At 44.0% G+C, this 927-nt stretch carries 1 protein-coding gene; it reads left to right on the top strand.

Features of this window, described 5'->3' with window-relative positions; translation table 11 throughout:
• Positions 1 to 927 (top strand): AMP-binding protein (locus AB2J24_RS19840; protein ID WP_367386811.1); only part of this gene is annotated, 927 nt, incomplete at both ends.

Raw genomic sequence — 927 nt, forward strand, 5'->3', positions numbered from 1 at the left:
TTGATCCAGAATATCCACCAGAACGACTTTCTGTTATGATCAAAGATGCACGGCCAGCCTGTACCGTATGCAGTAGTCAAACCGTAGAGCATCTTCCAAATGATAATACGATATTGCTTGTCGATACATCTAAGATGATCAAAATATTGAACGCAGAAAATACAACCAATCCAGACAATCGTGACCGAGTTCGACCGCTTACCCCCACCAATCCCGCCTATGTCATCTACACATCAGGATCAACTGGAAAACCTAAAGGTGTGGTTATAGGCCAATCCGGAATTTGTAACCGACTAAAGTGGATGCAAGATCATTATCAAATTGATTCAACAGATCGCATCCTTCAAAAAACACCTTCAAGTTTTGATGTTTCAGTTTGGGAATTCTTTCTTCCGGTAATAGCGGGATCCACTCTGGTTCTTGCCACGCCTCACAAACACAAAGAACCAACATACCTTGCTCAAATTATTGATAAACAAAAGATAACCACGCTTCATTTTGTGCCTTCAATGCTTGAACAACTTCTTACAAACGTAACGCGTTCGACATATTCAAACCTAAAACGTGTATTTTGCAGCGGTGAAGCACTTTCCGATACAACAGAGGCTCTTTTTTTAAAGAATTGGAAGGTTCCTCTCCATAATTTATACGGCCCAACAGAAGCCTCAGTGGACGTTACTTATTGGAAGTGCATTCTGGATACTGCGCATCACTCCGTCCCCATTGGGCGCCCGATTTGGAACACTCAGGTTTATGTATTGGATGATTGGCTTCGTCCTGTTCCCGTTGGTGTTAGTGGCGAGCTTTATATAGCTGGAGCAGGTTTAGCACGTGGTTATTTAGGACGCCCTGATCTGACGGCAGATCGGTTCATAGCTGACCCATTTGGCCCTCCAGGTGGTCGGATGTATCGGACCGGTGATCTTG

This window comes from Lentilitoribacter sp. EG35, assembly GCF_040784015.1.
Lineage (GTDB): Bacteria > Pseudomonadota > Alphaproteobacteria > Rhizobiales > Rhizobiaceae > Lentilitoribacter.